This is a genomic window from Glycomyces sp. L485 (assembly GCF_022548875.1).
GTDB lineage: Bacteria > Actinomycetota > Actinomycetes > Mycobacteriales > Micromonosporaceae > Glycomyces.
In genome coordinates this window covers 48,795-51,183 of sequence record NZ_JAKZEW010000024.1, presented here as the reverse complement: position 1 = coordinate 51,183, position 2,389 = coordinate 48,795, and the positions used below count along the sequence as shown (strand labels likewise).

Sequence of the window (2,389 nt, the reverse complement as noted above, 5' to 3'; positions counted from 1 at the left end):
GTGCCGTCGCCGTCGAGGTCGGCCACGGTCGCGTCGTTGGGACTGTAGGTGTAGTCGACTCCGTCGGGAGTGGTGCCGCCGGCGGGGCGGTCCATGTCGATCTCAAGGTACTGCTGCCCCCACACACTGAAGGTGCCAGTGCGCTCGACCTCCTGCCCGTCGTGGACCACGCCGATCTCGTAGGTCGATCCGGTGCCGCCGCCGGAGTCGGTGAGGTCGGTCTGGCTGGTAGTGGTGATGAGCTGGCCGTCGCGGTAGACATTGAATGCGGTGTTCGTCGGGTCGTCGGCCAGCAGCCGCCAGCCGAGGTAGACGCCGCCGCTCACGCTGACGGCGACCGGCGCGCGGTCGATGTCCTCGCCGGTGTCGTCCGAGGCGACGGGGACCAGGCGCCACTGCTGGTTGGCGCCGCCGTTCGGGTCGTACTGGGAGATGCGGGCGCCGGGCTCGGTGGACCTCTCCCATACGTCGAGCGCCTTGCCACTGAAACGATTCACTATCGTGGCGTAGCCGCCGGACTCAGTGATCTCCCACTGCTGGTTGGCGCCGCCGTTGTCGGCCCACTGGACGATGTCGGCGCCGTCTTCGGCGCTCTTGCCTGACACGTCGATCACCAGGCCGGAGTGCCGGACCTGGATCTTGTGGTAGCCGTTGCCGGCGTCGATGAAGCGGTACTGCTGGTTGGCCGCGTCCGTCCGGTTCCACTGGATGAGTCCGGCGCCCTCGGCGGTCGAGGCCTTGGCGATGTCGAAGACCAGGCCCGAGTGGCGGGATTCGAGGACGTACCAGGTGCCGGTCTCGACGGCGTGCGCTGGTGCGGCGATGAAAAGTGAGCAAGCGGCGGCAATGGCCGCGCAGACCAGGGCCGCGAACGCGGCCCGGGCTCTGTGCAATCTCATGTTGTTCTCCTAGAGAAGGGTGCACGCCGGGGGTCTCAGCGTGTGATGTAGGGACACATTCTCATCCGTAAATGCCAGCGAGCATAACCCGTGGAACGGCTTTCACACAAGACTCACTTTGTCACTAGGGCATCAGGGGGGCTAGGCGTTCGGCCGCAGCGGCCGGGTCGACCCCTGGGCGGCGATCCACTCGTCGTCGAAGTAGTTGGCGCCGTGGCGCATCCCCGAGTCGCACAGCAGCGTCGCCAGGCTGCCGCGCTGCCCCGTCTCGCGCATCTGTTCGAAGATCGACTCGGCGATGTTGTTGTTCCCGCGCCAGTCGGTGGCCCGCTCGGCATAGGTGAACTGGTCCATGAAGTGCCCGCCGGCCTCGGCGGCCAAGCGCTTGGCTTCGGCGGTGGCGGCCGCCGGGCTCTCGGCCGGGTGCGCCCTGACGCCGTAGAACTCGATCTGCGCGATCTTGGAATCTCGGACAAATGATGGGCAAGCGAGGGGCATCGCTGCAAAGGCAATACATGTGGATGTATCGCGTCGCTTGTTTCTCTTCCGCGACTCCAGCGGCACCCGCGGAATGGACCCGAATACAAATGAATCGTGCGGCGCATGGACGCGCCGCACGATTCATTCGACCCTATAGGATATAGGCCCTATAGGACGTGGTCGGCGATCGGGAGGTTGAGCGCGTTGGTGCCCTCGGCGACGAGGCGCGCCATCTGGTCGGCACCGAACTCCTGGAAGTGGGTGCTGTCGGTAGAACCGTCCGGGTAGTTCGGATACTCCCCGGGCGCCAGGTGCATGAACACGTCCCTGGCCGCATCGGGACCGATGCTGTTCAGGTACGCCCGCGAGCGCGCCGACAGGTCGATCATGTCGGCGCCGGTCTCGTCGACCAGCTCGTAGACCTTGTCGACGTAGGTGGGGAACGAGACGCGGAACTGCCCGGTGGACGAGTTGTAGTCCAGTCGCGACACCGGCGTGAGGAGCACCGGGATGGCGCCCCTGTCCTGCGCGCCGGCCATGTAGTGGTCGCGCAGGTACATCTTGTAGTCCTCTGGGGACGTGTAGCGCTCGGGGTTGCCCGAGCTGGCGTCGTTGTGCCCGAACTGGACGTACAGGTAGTCGTCGGGCTGGATCACGTCGAGGATCGCGTCCAGGCGTCCCTGCTCGATGAACGAGCGCGAGGAGCGACCGCCGATGGCGTGGTTGGCGACGGTGGTGTTCGCATCGAAGTAGCCGCCGAGCTTCTGACCCCAGCCGGTCATCGGGTAGCGCGAGGAGTTGTAGTTCTGAGCGGTCGAGTCCGAGGCGATGTAGATCGTCGGCGTGCCCTCGGCGCCCGATCCCACCGGAACGGGCCGGAACTGCTGGTTGGCGCCGCCGTTGGAGTCGTACTGGGAGATGCGCCCGCCCGGCTCGGTGGACCTCCCCCACACGTCGAGGGCCTTGCCGGAGTTGCGGTTGACGAAGCTGAGGTAGGTGCCGTCGTCGAC

General features: G+C 66.3%; 2 protein-coding genes and 1 pseudogene. All 3 read right to left on the bottom strand.

Features of this window, described 5'->3' with window-relative positions; translation table 11 throughout:
- Positions 1–899, bottom strand: an 899-nt coding sequence (locus L0U85_RS13160; protein ID WP_241378217.1) for an RICIN domain-containing protein, incomplete at its 3' end; no start/stop codon positions are given.
- Positions 900–1,169: 270 nt separating this feature from the next.
- Positions 1,170–1,361 (bottom strand): annotated as a pseudogene (locus L0U85_RS21355) (PLP-dependent cysteine synthase family protein); the annotation flags it as partial.
- Between the two features lie 185 nt (positions 1,362–1,546).
- A partial coding sequence (locus L0U85_RS13150) for an RICIN domain-containing protein (protein ID WP_241378216.1) occupies positions 1,547–2,389 on the bottom strand: 843 nt, incomplete at its 5' end.